Source organism: Stappia sp. TSB10GB4, from assembly GCF_900185745.1.
Taxonomy (GTDB): Bacteria; Pseudomonadota; Alphaproteobacteria; order Rhizobiales; family Stappiaceae; genus Stappia.
On sequence record NZ_FYAV01000023.1, the window covers coordinates 1 to 781 of the forward strand.

Below are 781 nucleotides of genomic sequence, written 5' to 3' on the forward strand. Positions count from 1 at the left end.
CGTGCGCGCCAGCCTGATCCGGGCGCGCACCCAGGTTGCCAACGCGATCCGCGGCTATGCGGCCGAGTTCGGGCTGATCGCGCCCAAGGGGCTGTGCCGCATCGAGACGCTGCTGGAGCAGGTGGCGGGCGACCCCGCCCTGCCGCCGCTCGCCCGCAAGCTGTTCGCGCTGCAGGGCGAGCAATATGCCGCGCTGGCGCCGGCGATCGCAAAGGTCGATGCGGAGCTCGAAGCCTTCGTGCGCGACGACGACCTCGCCCGGCGGCTTAAGGCGATCCCTTCGGTGGGACCGGTGGGGGCGGCCTTGTTGACGATCAAGACGCCGGATCCGCATGCGTTCAAGTCGGGTCGCGGGCTTGCGGCATGGATGGGAGCGACGCCCAGGGACCACTCGAGCGGGGGCAAGCAGCGGCTGGGCGGGATCACCCGCGCCGGCGACGAGGCCCTGCGCGCGGTGCTGGTGGCGGGGGCGATGGCGGTGATCCGGCAGGCGCTGCGCAGCGGCAAGGCCAGCCCGTGGCTGGCACGCATGTTGGCGCGCAAGCCGGTCAAGCTCGTCGCGGTGGCGCTCGCCAACAAGACCGCCCGCATCGCCTGGAAGATGATGGTGAGCGGGGAGCGCTACGATCCCACGCGCGCCGCCACAGCCGCCACCGCCGCCGCCACCACAGCCACAGCACCGGCGTGACCGAAACCGCCGCACCGGAATGACAAACACGCCCGGCCACGCCGGCCGGGCTTGAGGGAGCGGCAAGCCGAGAGGGAGATGGAGCGTTCGATC

1 protein-coding gene is annotated in these 781 nt (G+C 72.2%); it reads left to right on the forward strand.

Annotated features, from left to right (window positions below):
• Positions 1-688, forward strand: a 688-nt coding sequence (locus TSB10GB4_RS01965; protein WP_186394345.1) for an IS110 family transposase, incomplete at its 5' end; no start/stop codon positions are given.
• Between the last annotated feature and the right edge of the window lie 93 nt (positions 689-781).